The following is an 18,291-nucleotide window of genomic DNA, read 5'->3' as shown; positions in this document are numbered from 1 at the left end:
GCGACATTTTATGAAATGGTACCGTATACGTGGTTGATACCTGTAAAGAACCCTGACACTTAGTCAGAATTCTTTACATAATTTCAGGAGAGGTAATCGCCATAGACTCTATAGCGTGAGCGCTTCCGGGGCGGTTTTCGCGCGTTTCACCTTGAGCTTGTTCAACGCATTGACATAGGCCTTGGCCGAGGCGACCAACGTATCCACATGGGCCCCGTGGCCATTGACCGTCTTGCCATTTTCTTCCAGCCGTACGGTAACTTCCGCCTGGGCATCCGTGCCACGGGTCACCGCGTGCACCTGATACAGTTCCAGATGCGGCTCCCCATCTGTCAGGGTCCGTAACGCTTTGAAGGACGCATCCACTGGCCCGTTACCCTTGCTGGACACCGTGAGATTTTCACCATCGACCAGCAGCCCGAAGGTGGCGCTGCTCGGTTGCCAACTGTCACAAATGAAGGACCAGCTTTCCAGCTTCATATGTTCATTATCGCGTCTATCTTCGTCGACAATGGCTATGATATCATCGTCATAGAGTGTCTTTTTCACGTCCGCCAGATCCTTGAAACGGGTAAAGGCGCTCATGAATTCGTTATCACCAAGATCATAACCCAGATCTTTCAGTTTCTCCTTGAAAGCATGACGGCCCGAATGTTTTCCCATCACCAGTTCCGATTTCTTCAGGCCGACAGATTCCGGGGTCATGATCTCGTAGGTCTCGGCATTCTTCAGCATGCCATCCTGATGAATGCCGCTTTCATGGGCGAAGGCGTTGGCGCCGACAATCGCTTTGTTATGCTGTACTTCCAACCCCGTCACAGAAGACACCAGGCGCGAGGTTTTGGTGATATTCTCGGTCACGATATTTGTATGATAAGGCAAAGCATCCTGACGGGTGCGGAAAGCCATGATAATCTCTTCCAAAGCCGCATTGCCGGCCCGCTCGCCGATGCCATTGATGGTACATTCAACCTGACGCGCGCCGCCCTGAACCGCCGCGATGGAGTTCGCCACCGCCAGCCCCAGATCGTTATGACAATGGGTCGAGAAAATCGCTTTGTCGGAATTCGGCACATTCTCGATGATCTTGCGCATCATGATTTCATATTCATCCGGTGTGGTGTAACCCACTGTATCCGGCACATTGATGGTCGTCGCCCCGGCCTTGATCGCCACCTCAATAGACCGGTACAAGAAGTCCTCTTCCGTGCGGGTGCCATCTTCACAGGACCATTCCACATCATCACAAAGATTGCGGGCATAGCTCACACTGTCATGAATGCGGCCGATCACCTCCTCCGGAGTCATTTGCAGCTTATGCTCCATATGCAACGGACTGGTGGAAATAAAAGTATGAATGCGGGGGCGTACGGCCTTTTTCAAGGCTTCCGCCGCCCGGTCGATATCTTTGAAAGACGCGCGGGACAGAGAACAAACGCTGGTGTTCTTCAGTAATTGCGAAATCTGCGATATGGCATCAAAATCACCATTTGACGCAATGGCAAACCCCGCCTCAATCACGTCAACACCGAGATGTTCCAGCGCTTCCGCCACCCGGAGTTTTTCATTCAACGTCATGGAACAGCCCGGAGATTGCTCGCCGTCACGCAAAGTCGTGTCAAAGATGATAACCCTGTTTTTATCATTGGTCATGGTAGTAGCCTTAAAATATAATCTGAATTGGATAAAAATTCCCCGCGGGGAATGAAATTGTATTTTTCTCCCCTAAACGTCCGCCATCGAATGGCTTTAAATATAACAAGACGTCAGGGGCGGCTAAGTCGACCCAGTAGTGATAGAAGGGAGAGAAGAAGTGGTGCAGACGGCAGCAAGCCCCGCAGCGCCGGTAAAGGGGCTGAGGCCAAGAAAATCAACGATGTAATAGTTGCTTTTATCATGCTCATTCTTGCGTAAAATTTTAATTCTCCCGCCTTATAAACAATTTTATATGGCCTGTGAACTAAAAAATGGTTTTGCGGCGCAGAAACAAAAAAGACGACCCGCCCGGGGCCGCCTTTCATGTCCTCGTATGAATCCTTATGCAAAGACTTCGGCAGGATCAGCCAAAGGATCATCCCCATATTCATTGGGCCCTTCCGTACCGGCCATTGCAAACCAGATCAGCAGAATAATAGCCCCGACCAGAGGAATGAAGCACAGCAACAACCACCAGCCCGATTTATTCTTGTCATGCAACCGTCTCACAGATACCGCCAGTCCGGGCAGGATCGTGATCAAAGCAAAGATCAAGGAAAGCAGCGCGAGAAACGGGACAACCATCGTCAGGATCGTGATTGCAATCTGCACCAGAAAGATAAACAACTGAAAGTACCAATATTCAGACCGGGCTGCCCGGCCTGAAAATGTTGCAAACTTTGAAAAGACCGATTTAACAGCTTCAGAAAATTCCATGCTCAACCCTTTTATATTTAAACATTTGGTAAAAAAACACCAAACGGTACGCAACTATTTTTCCAAATACAAGATCTAAAGTGAAGAAAACATCCCTTGCAGAATGTGATTTTTACCATATTATATTATTTGAAATCTCAGGATGGCGTTTTAAGGATTTCACCACAACATCAATAAATTACTTCTCAATCTCAAGGATTTAAACATGCTCGGATATGTAATGGTAGGGACCAATGACCTGCAAAATACAGCAAAATTTTATGATGCCATTCTGGCGGAGATTGGCGCAAAACGCACCATGGATTTTGAAAGCTTTGTTGCCTGGGGCACGGATGAAAAGAGCACCATGTTCAGCATCAGCAAGCCCAATGATGGTAAACCGGCAACTGTCGGGAACGGTACGATGATGGCCTTTGCCACCCAGAACCCCGAAACGGTTGATAAAATTTATGCCATCGCACTGGAACTTGGCGGCACATGTGAGGGAGAGCCCGGCCCACGCCCGAATTTCGACCCTAATTTTTACGCCGGATATTTTCGCGATCCGGAAGGCAACAAATGTAACGCCTTCCATTACCCGCAAGGCTAATACAGTCAAAAAAAAACGGCGTGGCCTTAATATAAAGGCCGCGCCATTTTTAACATGCATAATCGACAGACATCCCCCCACCGAAACCTGCGTCCAAAAGAACGCTTCCCAAACTTTATGTTCCCCTAAAGATTAGTAAAATTTCAATTGACTAATTTACAGAAAATCGTATCTTAAAAAAGAACAAAAATAGAACAAAGGAAACTAATTAATGCTCGGATACGTTATGGTGGGAACGAATAATATGGCCAAAGCGGCTGATTTTTATGATAAAATACTTGCTGAACTTGGTGCAAGCCGCACTATGGAAGAAGAATCTTTTATCGCATGGGGTACAGGTAAAGGCAAAACCGACTTTAGCATCACAACCCCAAATGATGGTAACGCAGCTACAGTTGGCAATGGATCAATGATGGCTTTTTATGCCCCCGACAATGCCACTGTTGACAAAATCTACGCCATGGCGCTTGAATTAGGCGGGACATGTGAAGGACCAGCCGGCCTCCGTCCTGAATATGCACCGAACTTCTATGCCGGATATTTCCGCGACCTCGACGGCAATAAAATGAACGTCTTCCATTATCCATTGGGCTAATCATTATTCACAAAAAAATAACGGCGCTCCTATACCCTGAGCGCCGTTATTATTATGAGAAAAGGTAACGCCTTTAATCTTCAAACGGGTCCTGCACCAGAATAGTGTCTTCCCGTTCCGGGCTGGTGGACAGAAGCGCCACCGGCGTTTCAATCAATTCTTCAATCCGGCGGATGTACTTGATCGCCGTTGCCGGCAGATCTTTCCAGGTGCGGGCCCCAAAAGTACTCTCGGACCAGCCTTCAAGTGTTTCATAGATCGGCGTCACCCGCGCCTGATCTGCTGTGGAAGCCGGGAAATAATCAAGGGTTTCTTCCCCCAGTTTATACCCGATACAAACTTTCAGTTCATCCATACCGTCCAGCACGTCAAGTTTGGTCAGGGCAATACCGGAAATACCCCCGACTTTCGTTGCCTGTCGCACCATCACTGCATCGAAATAGCCGCAGCGCCGGCTACGGCCGGTGACCGTGCCAAATTCATGACCGCGTTCGCCAAGACCTTTACCGACGTCATCGAACAATTCTGTCGGGAAAGGCCCTTCACCGACACGGGTGGTGTAGGCCTTGGTGATCCCGAGCACATAATCCAGAGTATTGGCGCCGGTGCCACTGCCGCCGGCCGCCTGGGATGAAATGGTGTTGGACGACGTAACAAACGGATATGTTCCGTGATCAATGTCGAGCATGATGCCCTGGGCGCCTTCAAACAAAATACGCTTGCGGTCACGACGCATCTCGTCCAGCGCCCGCCAGCTTGCCCCCAGGAAGGGAATGATTTTCGGAGCCAATTCCTTGATCTGCTTGATCATCGCCTCACGGTCCACTTCCGCAACTCCGAGACCACGGCGCAGCGGATTATGATGGCCGAGCAGCACATCAACCCGCGCCTCAATCGCCTCGTCAGAGGTCAGATCACAAGCCCGTAACGCCCGGCGCGCGACTTTATCTTCATAGGCCGGACCAATGCCGCGACGGGTGGTGCCAATTTTCGGTCCGCCCTTGGTGCAGAGGTTGGCGGCGTCTTCACGAATCGCGTCAAGCTCACCATGCAGCGGCAGGATCAGCGCGCAGTTTTCCGCGACCATCAGATTGTCGGAATTCACCTCGACGCCCTGAGATTTCAACAGATCGATTTCTTTCAACAAGGCCCAGGGATCAACCACGACGCCATTGCCAATAACGGAGTATTTTCCGCCGCGCACGATGCCGGATGGCAGCAGGCTCAGCTTATAAACCTTACCGTCAATGACGAGGGTATGGCCGGCATTATGGCCGCCTTGAAACCGCACCACCACATCGGCGCGTTCGGACAACCAGTCAACGATCTTGCCTTTACCTTCATCGCCCCATTGGGACCCCACGACAACTACATTCGCCACGTTAAATACCTTTCAAAAAGTTGGTCGTAAAACCTTAACACTCAATAACATTATCGGCCTGCCAGAGATACTGACATTTCAGCCGCTGGGCTTCCGCCCGATCATCCTCTGCCTCCTGCAGGCCACAGATGGTACGATAGCCCTGATCCCTCAGATCGGCAATCGCCGCCATATCCATGCCATACGGACAATATATATATTTCAAGGCCGTCATTTCCGGCAGAGCCCGCATCAGACTGTCCAGATAGAGGGAGAAACCGGTCGCCGGTTCCGGGCTGTCATCACCTTCGACAGGATAACGCCCACCGCGACCCAGTTCCCCGCGCACGCCTTTGACAAACAGAGAGAACCCAATGCCGGTCTGAAATTCGAATCCGGTATATTCACCAGGATCAAGCGTCATACTCAGTTCCGGCGCGACCTCTTTCAGGCGGGCCAGAAGAATATCCATTTCCCCGCAGATTTCACGGGCCTCTGTCGGCAAATTTATCTTGTTGAGAATATCCATACCGGCGTCTGCCGCGCCGGTCGCGGCCAGCAACGCCCGGCTGATCTCGCCGATCTCGCCATCAAGTGTTTCCAACTCGCCCATATCCTTGGCGTTCAAGGCATGCCGCACAGTAGCAGAAACCTCTTTCGACAAGCCAAGGCCACGGCAAATCGCCGGCACCAGTAACGGCATGGTCAAGTCAATAGAGGCGTTGGCAATCCCGACAGAAGATAGCACATTACGCGCCAATAGAATAATTTCTACATAGGCTTCAGTGCTGTCGGAGCCGATCAGCTCGACCCCCGCCTGCTTGAATTCCCGTTCAGGCCGGAGTTGCGTACCCCGCACCCTGAGTACATCGCCGGAATAGCTCAGTCGCAAGGGCCGCGGCGCATTGCGTAATCTGGTACGGGCAATGCGGGCCACCTGCCCTGTCATATCGGTGCGTACGGCCATCATGCGCTGGGTCACCGGGTCCATCACCCGGAACATATTGCGCGACTGGGCCTTGCCCGGCCCGATCAGAAGACTTTCCTCAAACTCCATCAGGGGCGGAACCACCCGCTCATAGCCATGAGAGGCAAAGCATTGCCGCAATTTCTCGACGATTTCCGCCTCATGTTCAGCGGTATGGGCAAGGGTATCATGCAGGCCTTCCGGGAGGAGAGCTGTATCGTTCGGTTCATTAATTGATCTGGGCATATCGCGTCCATTGACAGTGTTGTGACTCACGCCGCCGTGCTTATATCCCAGGTCACCTATACAGTCAATTCACCAGTCACCAGGGGGAAATAAATTTGCCCCTGACAACGAAAAAGGCATCCCTAAATGAGATACTCTGAACAAAAAGAGGCCCCTTCCGAAGAAGAGGCCTCTTTAAAGAACTTATGAGACGTGTTTTAGAATTTCAACGCCCGCACCTGCTTCACATGGGGCAGACTTTGAACCGCGAGAACGGTCTTGTCATTTGGCGCCGCATCAATGGCGACCAGCGCAATGGCTTCACCACCGGCATTGGCCCGACCGAGACTGAAGGTCGCGATATTAAGACCCGCGTCCCCGAGAGTCGTGCCCAACGCGCCGATAAAGCCCGGAAGATCTTCGTTTGAGACATACAGCATGTTCGGCGCTAATTCAGCGTCAACCAGAATGTCTTTAACGCTGACAATCCGGGGACGTTTGTCGGCGAACAGGGTTCCGGCGACGGAACGTTCCTGCTTGTCTGTGGTGACCGTCACCTTGATATAGGTGTGATAGTCGCCTTCCGCGTCATGTTTGGTTTCAATAATGTCGATGTCGCGTTCTTTCGCCACCGCCAGGGCATTGACCATATTGACACAATCCATCAACGGCTGCAGCAAACCTTCAACTACGATCGCCGTCAGCGGCCGGGTGTTCAGTTCAGTCACATCACCCTGATATTCAATCTGGATGCTCTGCAGCGCATGTTCGGTCAACTGGCCGGCGAAGCTGCCCAGCTGTTTGGCCAGCGTCATATAAGGCGCGAGACGCACAGATTCCTCGGCGGAAACCGACGGCATATTCAACGCATTGGTCACGGCCCCGTCCAACAGATAATCGGCCATCTGTTCGGCAACCTGAACCGCTACATTAACCTGCGCTTCGGAGGTTGACGCGCCCAGATGCGGGGTGGCGACGACTTTCTCATGACCAAACAGAGGGCTTGCCTTGGCCGGTTCAACCGCGAACACATCAAGGGCAACCCCGGCAACCTTGCCATTATCCAATGCCGCCAACAGCGCGTCCTCATCAATCAGACCACCGCGGGCACAGTTGACAATCCGCACACCGTCTTTCATTTTGGCGAAAGCGTCGGCGTTCAGAATACCGCGAGTACCGTCGGTCAGAGGCGTATGCAGGGTAATAAAGTCGGCACGGGCCAAGAGCTCGTCAAGTTCTACTTTCTCAACACCCAGTTCCTCGGCCCGTTCAACAGACAGATACGGATCAAAAGCAACCACTTTCATTTTCAGGCCCAAGGCCCGGTCGGCGGCGATGGCGCCGATATTGCCGCAACCGATCACGCCCAGGGTTTTCGAGGTCAGCTCGACCCCCATAAAGCGGGATTTTTCCCATTTACCCTGATGGGTGCTTTCATTGGCCAGCGGGATTTGCCGGGCAACAGCGAACATCATGGCAATGGCGTGTTCCGCCGTTGTGATGCTGTTGCCGAATGGTGTGTTCATGACCACAACGCCATGATTTGTCGCGGCCTTGATGTCCACATTGTCAACCCCGATCCCGGCGCGGCCCACCACTTTCAGATTACTGGCCGCCGCAAGAACGTCTGCGGTGACTTTGGTGGCGGACCGGATCGCCAGGCCGTCATAACGGGGGATGGCTTCGATCAGCTGTTCCGGGGTGAGACCAACGATCTGGTCAACTTCGATGCCGCGGTTTTCAAAAATTTCTTTTGCCAGCGGGCTTAACTTGTCAGAAATGAGTACCTTAACCATGTGAGGCGCCTTTCAAAAATTACAAATGCAAAAATATCTTTTGCGAAAATCTGGATTATGCTGTGACGTGAAGGGGGCCTTCTCAGGCCGCCCTTGTCTTTTTGACTTCGCCGTAGGCCCAATCAAGCCAAGGCAACAGGGCCTTGAGATCGGACGCCTCGATCGTCGAGCCGGCCCAGATCCGCAGACCCGCCGGTGCATCACGATAGGCCCCAATATCATAGGCCGCCTCTTCCGTGTCCAGCAAGGTCGCCAGTTCCTTGGCCGCCGCCGCCTGCGCGTCGCCGTCAAGGGCCGTGAACCATGGTGCCACAATCTTGAGACAGACGGAGGTATTAGAGACCGTCGCCGGATCATTGGCGAGGAACTGTACCCAGTCCGTGCGCGCCACCCAGTCCCGGATCACCGCAAGGTTATCTTCGGACCTGTTGATCAAACCCCGCAGACCGCCAATGCTGTCGGCCCAGTTGAGCGCATCAAGGTAGTCTTCGACACAGAGCATCGACGGTGTATTGATGGTCGCCCCTGAGAAAATGCCTTCGATCAGTTTTCCGGCCTTCGTCAGGCGGAAAATTTTCGGCAAAGGCCAGGCGGGGGTGTAATTTTCAAGACGTTCCACAGCCCGGGGGCTGAGGATAATGACGCCATGCGCGCCTTCGCCGCCCAGTACTTTCTGCCAGGAAAACGTGGTGACATCCAACTTGTCCCACGGAAGATCCATTGCAAAGGCGGCCGAGGTGGCGTCACAAATGGTCAGGCCACCGCGATCGTCACTGATCCAGTCCGCATGAGGGACTTTCACGCCAGAGGTCGTGCCGTTCCAGGTAAAGACCACATCCCGCGCCGGGTCAACCTGACCCAGATCCGGCAGTGCGCCGTAATCAGCCGTCAGGCTGCGGACATCGTCAAGCTTCAGCTGTTTGATCACGTCGGTGATCCAGCCGGAACCGAAACTTTCCCAGGCCAGCATGTCAACGCCGCGTGCGCCGAGCAGTGACCAGAGCGCCATTTCCACAGCGCCGGTATCTGATCCGGGCACTATGCCCACGCGATAACCTTCGGGCAGCCCCAGCAGGGACGCCGTGCGATCAATCGCTTCTTTTAATTTGGATTTGCCAATCTTGGCACGATGAGAACGGCCCAAAGGCGCGTCTTTTAAATTCTCGATCGTCCAGCCCGGGCGCTTGGCGCACGGACCCGACGAAAACAGCGGGTTTGCTGGCTTCTGTACAGGTTTCATAATTTTTCTCCTACTCCTTGCAGAATAGACGTCCCCCGTTGGGGAGGGATAGCCCGCAGCCGAACATAGAGAGGAAAAATAATCCGTCAAGCAAAGATTATATAAAATGTTGCCGGGCTGACAGAATTTCTTGTGGAATGGGTAAATATTCCAATGCATTTCTTATCTTGCGCCGTTTTTATTTCATATCGAAACGAACATACGTCGTAACTTTGTTGCTGGTTATTGCGTCCTTACTCGCCAGAATCACCACATTATTATTTTCACTTTCGGGATTTTTTTGACATTGCTGGTGAACCGCCATATTCTCCTTTCAAGATAAAATAATATATCTACTGGATAGATATTTTTTCTATAGAGGAACCTGAAATGTCTTCTGAATTACCCCCCGGACAAATCGCAATCGACGGCTTTCCCCGTTTCGGCCTCACCGATTATGCCGCGCGTTACAGTCCGGACATCCCGCCAATGGAAATAAAAATTTATGGCGATGTGGAAAATAGCTTCTCCCTCACAGCAGACGACCTCGTCCCCCTGGCGCGTCAGGACCAGCGCAGCGATTTTCATTGCGTGACCACCTGGACCAGCCTCGATCTCGCTTGGTCCGGTGTGCGGTTTCGCGATTTTTACGAAAATATTGTTGCCCCTAAAGCGTCCCCGAAAGACGGTGCAACCCATGTGGTTTTCAGGAGTCATGATGGCTTTCGCGCCCGTCTGCCGTTGGAAGACCTGCTGGCTGATGATGTTCTGCTCGCTGACAGTTTGCAGGGACAGCCGCTTTGCCCTGTGCACGGCGCGCCCCTGCGACTGATTGCCCCGGCGCATTACGGCTATAAAAGCATCAAGCAGATCAAGGCGATAGAATTCTGGACCGACAACACCCACTTTCGCCCGCCTGCTTTGAAATTCATGGATCATCCCCGTGCCCGGGTGGCTTTCGAAGAGCGCGGCCTGTGGTTCCCCGGCTGGCTGCTGCGCTATCTCTACCGCCCGCTGGTCAGGAAAACCATCCGCCTCTTTGAACGTACGGTTAAAGAATGAAACAGGAGGTTATAAAATGTCGCAAATTCTTCTGATTATCGGCGCAGGCATATTCGGTCTGCTGGGCGCCCTTCATCTGATCTATACCTTCTTCACGCCCAAATTCGACAGCCATGACCCGGCTATCAAGGCCGCCATGAAGGGCGGCAGTCCCCGGATCACCCGTGAAACCACCATGTGGAAGGCCTGGATCGGTTTCAACGCCAGCCACAGTCTGGGCGCCATGCTGTTCGCCGGCATCTATATCCCGCTGGCGCTTAATCATATGGAAGTGATCATCGGCAGTTCATGGTTCACCCTCCTTCCCCTGCTCACCGGGCTGAGTTATCTTTGGCTGGCCCGGAAATACTGGTTCAAAATTCCCCTAATCGGTATTCTGATCTCCACACTGTGTTTCGCCGGCGCCGCGGTCATGATCTTTCAGTAAATCAAAACTCTGCATCTATTTTTCACTTGCCAGTCAGGGGCATGAGGATTATAGACTTGTCTCAAGATGGTGCCCCGCAAGGGGATAATAGGGAACACGGTGATAAGACCGAGACTGTACCCGCAACTGTAATTGGCGAATGCGTGATCATTTGTCCACTGGGACCCCCAGGAAGGAGATCACGTGTAATAACCCATAAGTCAGGAAACCTGCCATCAAGTTGCCCTTTCCGCCTATCGGGATAATAGGACGGAGCGGATTTTCCGCGCAGGTGACGCTGTTGCTGTGTGCGGAGTGTCTTGACCCTTATTGTCTCTTTATTCCTCACATGTTTTATTAGTCACAATAAAGACCTGCGACATGCAGGCTTTGAGGAAAAAAACGTGTTTTACAAGTCCCCTTCTTTCGCCTTACTTCTGGCCTCTGCCGCCAGTGCGCCCCTGATTGCCCCCCAAATTGCTCTGGCCGATGACGCCGGTATCGAGGAAGTCGTCGTCTCAGCCACCCGTTATGCCCGCATGACATCTGACATCGGCAGCAGCATTTCCGTGCTTAGCGCCGAAGACCTCCAGAAATCCCAGACCGTCTTCGTTCAGGAAGCCCTGCAGTCCGTGCCTGGCCTGACCCTGAACCAGAACGGCAGCTTTGGCGGAACCTCTTCCGTACGCATTCGCGGGGCCGGCTCCGATCAGACCGTGATCCTGATTGACGGCATTCAGATCAATGACGTTTCCACCACCGGCGGCGGCTTTAACTTCGCCAATCTTGATCCCAATGGCATCAATCGTATTGAGGTGCTGCGCGGCCCCCAGTCAATCCTTTATGGCTCTGACGCCATTGGCGGCGTGGTCAATGTGATCACCAAGGACGGCGCAGAAGGCCTGGCAGGCAGCCTGTTTGCCGAGGGCGGCTCCTATAACACGTTCCGCGCCGGCGCCAACATTGTTGGCGGGTCCGAACAACTGAACTTCAGTCTGTCGGCCAGCGGCATTACCTCTGACGGGATTTCCAAGGCCGACGAAAATGACGGCAATACCGAAGCCGATGGCTATGACAATATCTCCGTGCATGGCAAGGTTACCGGCAAGATCAGTGAAAGCCACAGCCTGCAGATCATCAGCCGCTATGTGGACAGCCAGAATGACTTTGACGGGTTCGGCCCGGCGGACGCCAACAAATCCGGCAGCACCAAAGAATTCCTCATCGCTGGTCGCGGTTTTTTCAATTATCTCGACGGCGCGTTCGAGAATACCCTTTCCGTCGAATATTCCACCACAAAACGCCGTAACGAAACAGACGGCGTCGAAAGCTATAACGCCAAGGGCGACCGTCTTAACCTGGATTATTTCGGGTATTATAAAATTGATGAGGCCTTCGGCCTGTCCTTCGGCCTGCAACATGAAGAAACCAAGGTTGATACGCTGGCAGACACGAAATTCAATATCGACAGCGTCTTTTCCGAATTAAGCTGGCAGGGTCTGGGTGGCCTGACCGTAACCGCAGGCCTACGCTATGACGATCATAACGCCTATGGCGACACCACGACGCCGCGCCTGACCGCCGCTTACCACATCGCCGACAGCGGCACTAAAATCTTCGCCAACTGGGGTGAAGGTTTTAAAGCGCCTAGCATCTTCCAGCTCACCTATGTCTGCGGTTTTTGCGGCCTGACGGAACCTAACAAGGATCTGTTGCCGGAAGAATCAAAAGGCTGGGAAGTTGGCGTAGAGCAAAGCCTGATGGGGGATCGTCTGCATTTTGGCGCCACCTACTTTAATCAGAAGATCACCAATATGATTGATTTTGATTTCTCCGCCGGTTACGCCAATATTGCCAATGTCAAAACGCAAGGCATTGAGCTTTCCGCCGATCTGCAGTTGCTGGATAGTCTGCGGCTGCGGGGGAATTACACGTTCACCGATGCCACGGATTTAGACGCCGATGCAGACCTGGTGCGGGTGCCACGCAATGCCGCCTTCGCCGAAGTGCAATGGCAGGCTTTGCCTGAACTGGAGCTTGCCCTGAGCCTGACCCATAACGGCAAGGAAATCGATCCCTATACGGACGGGACAAAAGCCTGGACCCGCTTTGACCTGAAAGCCGCCTATGCCATTAGTGACAAGATCGAGGTCTATGGTCGTGTCGACAACCTGTTTGACAAGGAATATCAGCAGGTTCATGGTTACGGCACGCCGGATCGGTCCTATTACGTCGGCCTTAGAGGAACCTTCTAAGCCCCGCCACCGTTAACCCCTGACATCAGGAAAATGATATGAAAAATGCCGCAGCCCACCGGATGAGAAATCTTCTCCCGACGCTTGCGGCATTTTTTGTCGCCCTCTCGCCGCAGGGGCTTTTTGCGACGGAAAAACCACAGGCCGTATCGCTTGATTATTGCGCCGACCAGTTTCTGTTGTCTCTGGCGGACCGAGACCAGATTATGGCTCTCACCGAAGATGCGATTGAGGATCATTCCTTCTATCGCGACCAGGCCGTCGGCCTGCCCCTGTTTCAGGCCCATACGGAACAGGTTCTGCGGTTGAATCCCGATGTGGTCGTACGCTATTGGGGCGGATACAAAATGCTGCCCCTGCTCGATCGAACCTCTATCAAAGTCGCCTCGGCAGCTTACGGTACCGGGGCTGAACTGCTCTATAAAAATATCCGCATCATAGCCGAGGCACTTGATCAGCAGAGCAGGGCCGAAGACATGATAGAGGATTATAAAACCCGCCTGAAAGCCGTCGAAGCAAAAACCGCCGCTTTCACCGTTGCTCATCACGGCCTGCGCGCCGCCTATATCACGCCGGGCGGCATTACTGCGGGGGAGAATACTTTCGTCAATGACATGATAAAACAAGCAGGCTTCCTCTCCTTTGCTGAGGAGGCTGGCCTGAAAGGCTGGCAGCCTCTTCCCCTGGAAGCCTTGGTGCAAAACCCGCCCGACGTGATCATTGGCAGCTTTTTTGATATGGAAAAACTGCATGTTTCTAACTGGAGTCTTTCCCGCCACCACCGTATCAGCAAGATGATAGACAACATCCCCAGTATTCTGATTCCGGGGCGTTATCTGTCCTGTAATGGCATCTTTTCAGTCGATGCCATTGAATATATTCAAACCGCCACAGAGAAATTTTTCCCGCCCGCTCCTTCGCGAAAAGACATGCCATGAAAATAGCCCCCCTGTATATGAATATCCTTCTGTTGGCCGGTCTGGCTTGCATTGCATTTATGTCTCTGTTTATTGGCGCCGCCAGCCTTACTCCGGGAGAAATATTCGCCGCCCTGACCGGTACGGCTTCTGACAGTGTCCAAATCATCGTCCTGGAATTACGTCTGCCGCGGGTCTTGCTTGGTATATTTGCCGGGGCGACGCTTGGTCTGTCCGGGGCGGCTCTGCAAGGTCTTCTGCGTAATCCTCTGGCCGACCCCGGTGTCATCGGAGTATCAGCCACCGCCAGTTTGGGCGCAGTAACCGCCATTTATTTTGGCTTGTCTTCCATCTTTCCTCTCGCGATCCAAATACTGTCCATGGGCGGTGCGTTAATTGCCACCTTCACCCTGTCGGTGGTGTCCCGCCGCGACAGCAGTGTATTGACCCTGATCCTGGCCGGGATCGGCATCAGCTCTCTCGCCACCGCCGCCATTTCACTGGCCATGAATTTTGCACCCAATCCCATGTCCCTGCAGGATATGATCATGTGGATTCTGGGATCTCTGGACAATCGCACCATGACGGACCTCAGTCTCGCCGCGCCCTTCATTCTTCTCGGGTGGGCCTTGATGTTCAATATTGGACAAGGTTTGAACGCCAGCAGTCTCGGGGAAGAAACCGCCCAGACCCTTGGCATCAATCTCAACCGTCTGCGCCTGCAGGTGATTGTCGGCAGCGCCATATCAGTCGGGGCTGCCGTATCCGTCTGCGGTTCCATCGGATTTGTCGGGCTTGTCGTGCCGCATATGGTGCGCAGCCTCATTGGCCATGCGCCCGGACGGCTTCTGATCCCCAGCGCCCTGCTCGGCGCGATTCTGCTGACCATTGCCGACCTGATCACCCGCATGCCGGTCGGTCACGGGCAGCTCAGGCTCGGTGTGGTCACCGCCTTTGTCGGCGCCCCCTTGTTCCTCTATATCATTTATAAAACACGGGGAGCCATGCGATGACCACAGACACCACGACATCAAACAGCCTGCAGGCCCGTGACATCCATGTCACCCTCAATGACCGCAAGATTCTCAACGGCGCATCGCTGAATGTCCCCAAAGGCAAGCTCGTCGGCCTGATCGGTCCCAATGGCGCGGGGAAAAGTACACTGCTGAAAGCCATTCTGGGGTTGACGGACCATCAGGCGGGCGAGATCACCCTCAATGGCGCTACCCTTGACGGCTGGTCTTTGAAAGAACGCGCAAAGCGGGTTTCCTACGCCGCCCAGGGCGCGCCGGTGCATTGGCCGCTGGATGTGGAACATATCATTGCGCTGGGTCGCATCCCACACCTTGATCCCTGGCAGAAAATCACCGCGGCGGACCGTGAGATCATCCATCAGGCGATGGTCACCACTGATACCCTGCACCTGAAAGATCGCCTGACCACCACCTTGTCCGGCGGCGAGCGCGCCTGTGTCATGCTGGCGCGAACCATCGTGTCCCAGGCGGAATATCTCTGCGCCGATGAACCGATCGCCTCGCTCGACCCCTATCACCAACTCCAGGTGATGGACATCCTGCACGATCTGTCCCGCGCGGGCCACGGGGTTTTAATCGTCCTCCATGATCTGACCCTGGCGCAACGCTACTGCGATGATCTTGTTCTGATGCATGACGGCGAGATCATGGCCCACGGTACAGCAGAAAATGTCCTGACCGAAGAAAACCTCGACCGGGCCTATCATATCCAGGCGAGCCGCTGGCACGAAAACGGAGACCATTTCCTCGTCCCCTGGAAACGGTCCGGGACCCCACGGCATAAAGGGAGACACGAGTGATCTGGTCTGCCGAACATATCACAGGCCTGCCGCATCTCTGGACCCTGGTCCTTGTTCTGCTGCTTGATCTTCTCATCGGTGATCCCCGGTGGCTTTATCGTCATCTGCCGCACCCTGTGGTGTGGATGGGCGGCCTGCTGATGGGGCTGGAACGTCTTGGCAATCGACCGGCAACCTCTGATGGAACACGCAGGATTATGGGAGGATTATGCCTCATCGCCTATCTCGGGACGGTCGGCGCTGTCGGTTACGCTCTTCATCTGGTATTTTCCGCCACATCCCATAGCCTGATCAGCGGCCTGGTCTTTGTTCTCTTGTCCAGTATTTTCCTGTCCAGCCGCAGCCTGATTGATCACGTACGAGCCGTTGAACATCCCCTTCGCACCCATGACATTGATGCCGCCCGCCATCAGGTCAGCATGATTGTCGGACGCGACACCACACAGATGAACGCCCCTGCTATAAGCCGCGCCGCCACAGAAAGCCTGGCCGAGAATTTTTCAGACGGCGTGATTGCCCCGGCCTTCTATTTCCTGCTTGCCGGTCTGCCCGGCCTGATCCTTTATAAGGCGCTCAATACCGCTGACAGTATGATTGGTCATAAAAACGACAGATATATGTCTTTTGGCTGGGCCGCCGCCCGTCTTGATGATCTGGCCAATTATATCCCGGCGCGCCTCACCGCCCTGCTCATCATCGGGGCTGCCATCTTTACCGTGAAGGCGTCACCTGCCCGGGCCCTGCATATGGCACAACGCTATGCCCCACAACATCGTTCCCCTAATGCCGGCTGGCCGGAATCGGCTCTCGCCGGGGCACTCGACTTTCGCCTGGGCGGCCCACGCAGTTATCACGGTGAAAACGCCCGGGGTGTATGGCTCGGGGAAGGTCGGGAGAATCTGTCTGATGTTGATATTGATCAATCTATCCGTGTCATTTATCGGGCATTGGTCATCTTCCTGTTTATTTTGACATTTTGGGGAATATTAAACCAATGACACCACGTTTCCATGGCGGCGACCTCCACCGCATCAAACAGACTTATCCGGATGCCCATACCCCCTGGGTTGATCTTTCCACTGGCATAAACCCCTGGGGCTATCCGTGGATGGAAAAATTATCCTCCGAAAGATTATATCAGGCTGGCAACAGGTTGCCGGGTGATAATGACTATGAACGTTGCCGACAGGCCTATGCCCGCTATCTCAACTGCACCGCTGAAAAACTGGTGTTTGGCCCAGGGTCTCAGGCTTTACTGGAAAAGTTGCCCGCCTTGTTTCCTCACAGTGATGTCTATGTGCTCGGTCCAACCTATCAGGAACATGGCCACAGTTGGGACCGCATGGGACATACGGTTCATTTTCTGCCCTATACGGCGGAAAGTCTGTCCATGATCCCAGCTGGAAAGATCATCCAGATCACCACCCCCAACAATCCTGACGGGGCAACAATAGAACCGGCGCAGCTTTACGCTTTCGCCCTGTCCTATACGGCTAAAAATGGCATTCTGGTCATTGACGAAGCCTTCATGGATCTGACACCGGAAAACAGCCTGATCAATTATGACCTACCCGACGGCGTTTTTGTTTTGCGGTCTCTAGGAAAATTCTTCGGCCTCGCCGGATTGCGTCTCGGCGTTCTCCATGCCTCGCCCGGCTTTTGCCAGCGCATGATCAGCCTGTCTGCCTTGTGGAATATTTCCACCCTGACCCTGGAAATCGCCACAACGGCGGTTGCCGACACCGCCTGGATCACCACCACCCACAAAACACTGGCCCGGCAAATGGATCGCCTGTGCGATCTGCTAAAGGGGAGTGGCTATCGCCTTGTAGGGCGGACAGACCTCTACTGCTTTATCACCGGGGACAACATTCCCGAACTGTTTTATCATCTGGCCCAAGCCGGAATTTACACCCGCCGTTTTCATGACCGGCCGGATCATTTACGCTTTGGCCTGGCGCCAACAGAGACCGCCTTCGATCGGCTTAACACACTTTTACAGGATCCCCTCTTATGAGTTCTCAGACAGCTTCAGAAAAAGACATTAACGCCGCCCACACCAAGGCCATGAAGGAACAACAGGCTAAACAAAGGGAAATCGTCAAATCCAAGAAGAAGGCCGATCACAGCCTGCTTCTGGTCAATACCGGCGACGGTAAGGGCAAGTCCACCGCCGCTTTCGGCACCGTAATCCGCGCACTGGGCGTCGGCTGGAATGTCGGTATCGTACAATATATCAAAGGCACCTGGAAAACAGGCGAAAAGGAGTTCTTCAAGCGCTTTGACGATCTGGTGACCCTCCGCGCCATGGGTGAAGGCTTCACCTGGAACACCCAGGACCGGGAACGGGACATCAAAGCCGCCCGCGCCGCATGGGACCTGAGCTGTGAAATGATGCAGAGCGGGGCCTATCAACTGGTGCTGCTTGACGAACTCAATATCGTATTGCGCAATGGTTACCTGCCGGTGGAAGACGTGATCGAACAGGTTAGCAAGCGCCATAAAGACACCCATGTGATCATCACAGGCCGCAACGCCCCTGACGCCCTGATCGAAGTAGCCGATCTGGTCACGGAAATGAAAAAGGTCAAACACCCCTTTGACGCCGGCATCAAGGCAGTTCAAGGTCTCGACTTTTAACGCGGCGTTATACC

The 18,291-nt window shown here is 53.6% G+C and carries 17 protein-coding genes and 1 riboswitch; of the genes, 11 read left to right on the top strand and 6 right to left on the bottom strand.

Annotation, left to right across the window (positions count from 1 at the left end; translation table 11 throughout):
- Positions 1-108: 108 nt before the first annotated feature.
- Both FIV45_RS04760 and FIV45_RS04755 read right to left on the bottom strand, forming a co-directional pair.
- Positions 109-1,653: a 2-isopropylmalate synthase gene (locus tag FIV45_RS04760; RefSeq protein WP_099471255.1), complete on the bottom strand. Its 1,545-nt coding sequence runs from the start codon at positions 1,651-1,653 to the stop codon at positions 109-111.
- Positions 1,654-2,037: 384 nt separating this feature from the next.
- Positions 2,038-2,412 (bottom strand): DUF805 domain-containing protein, encoded by a 375-nt coding sequence (locus tag FIV45_RS04755; RefSeq protein WP_099471254.1) that lies wholly within the window; start codon positions 2,410-2,412, stop codon positions 2,038-2,040.
- Between the two features lie 205 nt (positions 2,413-2,617).
- On the opposite strand from FIV45_RS04755, the gene FIV45_RS04750 reads away from it, so the two are divergent.
- Together FIV45_RS04750 and FIV45_RS04745 are read left to right on the top strand one after the other, a co-directional pair.
- Positions 2,618-3,001, top strand: a complete 384-nt coding sequence (locus FIV45_RS04750; protein WP_099471253.1) for a VOC family protein — start codon at positions 2,618-2,620, stop codon at positions 2,999-3,001.
- A 211-nt stretch (positions 3,002-3,212) separates the two neighbouring features.
- Positions 3,213-3,596, top strand: coding sequence for a VOC family protein (locus FIV45_RS04745; RefSeq protein ID WP_099471252.1), 384 nt, complete (start codon positions 3,213-3,215; stop codon positions 3,594-3,596).
- A 73-nt stretch (positions 3,597-3,669) separates the two neighbouring features.
- On the opposite strand, the gene FIV45_RS04740 is transcribed toward FIV45_RS04745, so the two are convergent.
- From FIV45_RS04740 to FIV45_RS04725, 4 genes are all read right to left on the bottom strand, one after another.
- Positions 3,670-4,977, bottom strand: a complete 1,308-nt coding sequence (locus FIV45_RS04740) for an adenylosuccinate synthase (protein ID WP_099471251.1) — start codon at positions 4,975-4,977, stop codon at positions 3,670-3,672.
- Between the two features lie 34 nt (positions 4,978-5,011).
- The gene (locus tag FIV45_RS04735) at positions 5,012-6,169 is read right to left on the bottom strand and encodes an ATP phosphoribosyltransferase regulatory subunit (RefSeq protein WP_099471250.1); all 1,158 of its coding nucleotides are present in this window, start codon (positions 6,167-6,169) and stop codon (positions 5,012-5,014) included.
- A 197-nt stretch (positions 6,170-6,366) separates the two neighbouring features.
- The gene (serA, locus tag FIV45_RS04730; protein WP_099471249.1) at positions 6,367-7,944 is read right to left on the bottom strand and encodes a phosphoglycerate dehydrogenase; all 1,578 of its coding nucleotides are present in this window, start codon (positions 7,942-7,944) and stop codon (positions 6,367-6,369) included.
- Positions 7,945-8,026: 82 nt separating this feature from the next.
- On the bottom strand, positions 8,027-9,184 hold the full coding sequence (locus FIV45_RS04725) for a phosphoserine transaminase (RefSeq protein WP_099471248.1): 1,158 nt from the start codon (positions 9,182-9,184) through the stop codon (positions 8,027-8,029).
- 369 nt (positions 9,185-9,553) lie between these two features.
- On the opposite strand from FIV45_RS04725, the gene FIV45_RS04720 reads away from it, so the two are divergent.
- From FIV45_RS04720 to cobO, 9 genes are all read left to right on the top strand, one after another.
- A complete protein-coding gene (locus FIV45_RS04720) occupies positions 9,554-10,225 on the top strand; it encodes a molybdopterin-dependent oxidoreductase (protein WP_099471247.1) in 672 nt (223 codons plus the stop codon).
- Between the two features lie 16 nt (positions 10,226-10,241).
- On the top strand, positions 10,242-10,652 hold the full coding sequence (locus tag FIV45_RS04715) for an LIC_13387 family protein (RefSeq protein WP_099471246.1): 411 nt from the start codon (positions 10,242-10,244) through the stop codon (positions 10,650-10,652).
- Positions 10,653-10,702: 50 nt separating this feature from the next.
- Positions 10,703-10,883, top strand: a riboswitch (cobalamin riboswitch).
- 152 nt (positions 10,884-11,035) lie between these two features.
- Positions 11,036-12,886: a TonB-dependent receptor plug domain-containing protein gene (locus tag FIV45_RS04710; protein ID WP_133118518.1), complete on the top strand. Its 1,851-nt coding sequence runs from the start codon at positions 11,036-11,038 to the stop codon at positions 12,884-12,886.
- A gap of 38 nt (positions 12,887-12,924) precedes the next feature.
- A complete protein-coding gene (locus FIV45_RS04705) occupies positions 12,925-13,824 on the top strand; it encodes an ABC transporter substrate-binding protein (RefSeq protein ID WP_099471244.1) in 900 nt (299 codons plus the stop codon).
- Complete coding sequence (locus tag FIV45_RS04700) at positions 13,821-14,816, top strand: FecCD family ABC transporter permease (RefSeq protein WP_099471243.1); 996 nt, start codon at positions 13,821-13,823, stop codon at positions 14,814-14,816. Before FIV45_RS04705 ends, FIV45_RS04700 begins: the two co-directional genes overlap by 4 nt.
- Positions 14,813-15,637, top strand: coding sequence for an ABC transporter ATP-binding protein (locus FIV45_RS04695; protein ID WP_099471242.1), 825 nt, complete (start codon positions 14,813-14,815; stop codon positions 15,635-15,637). Before FIV45_RS04700 ends, FIV45_RS04695 begins: the two co-directional genes overlap by 4 nt.
- Positions 15,634-16,635 carry an adenosylcobinamide-phosphate synthase CbiB gene (cbiB, locus tag FIV45_RS04690; RefSeq protein ID WP_204602017.1) on the top strand — a complete coding sequence of 334 codons (1,002 nt, stop codon included), beginning with the start codon at positions 15,634-15,636 and terminating at the stop codon, positions 16,633-16,635. Before FIV45_RS04695 ends, cbiB begins: the two co-directional genes overlap by 4 nt.
- Entirely contained in the window at positions 16,632-17,654 is a 1,023-nt protein-coding gene (locus FIV45_RS04685; protein WP_099471241.1) for a threonine-phosphate decarboxylase, read from the top strand. The genes cbiB and FIV45_RS04685 overlap by 4 nt, the downstream gene beginning before the upstream one ends.
- Positions 17,651-18,277, top strand: coding sequence for a cob(I)yrinic acid a,c-diamide adenosyltransferase (gene cobO / locus FIV45_RS04680; RefSeq protein ID WP_099471240.1), 627 nt, complete (start codon positions 17,651-17,653; stop codon positions 18,275-18,277). The genes FIV45_RS04685 and cobO overlap by 4 nt, the downstream gene beginning before the upstream one ends.
- Positions 18,278-18,291: the final 14 nt, after the last annotated feature.

The sequence above is a fragment of the Paremcibacter congregatus genome (genome assembly GCF_006385135.1).
Taxonomy (GTDB): domain Bacteria; phylum Pseudomonadota; class Alphaproteobacteria; order Sphingomonadales; family Emcibacteraceae; genus Paremcibacter; species Paremcibacter congregatus.
The sequence above is the reverse complement of the archived record's forward strand: the minus strand, read 5'-3'. Positions and strand labels throughout refer to the sequence as shown.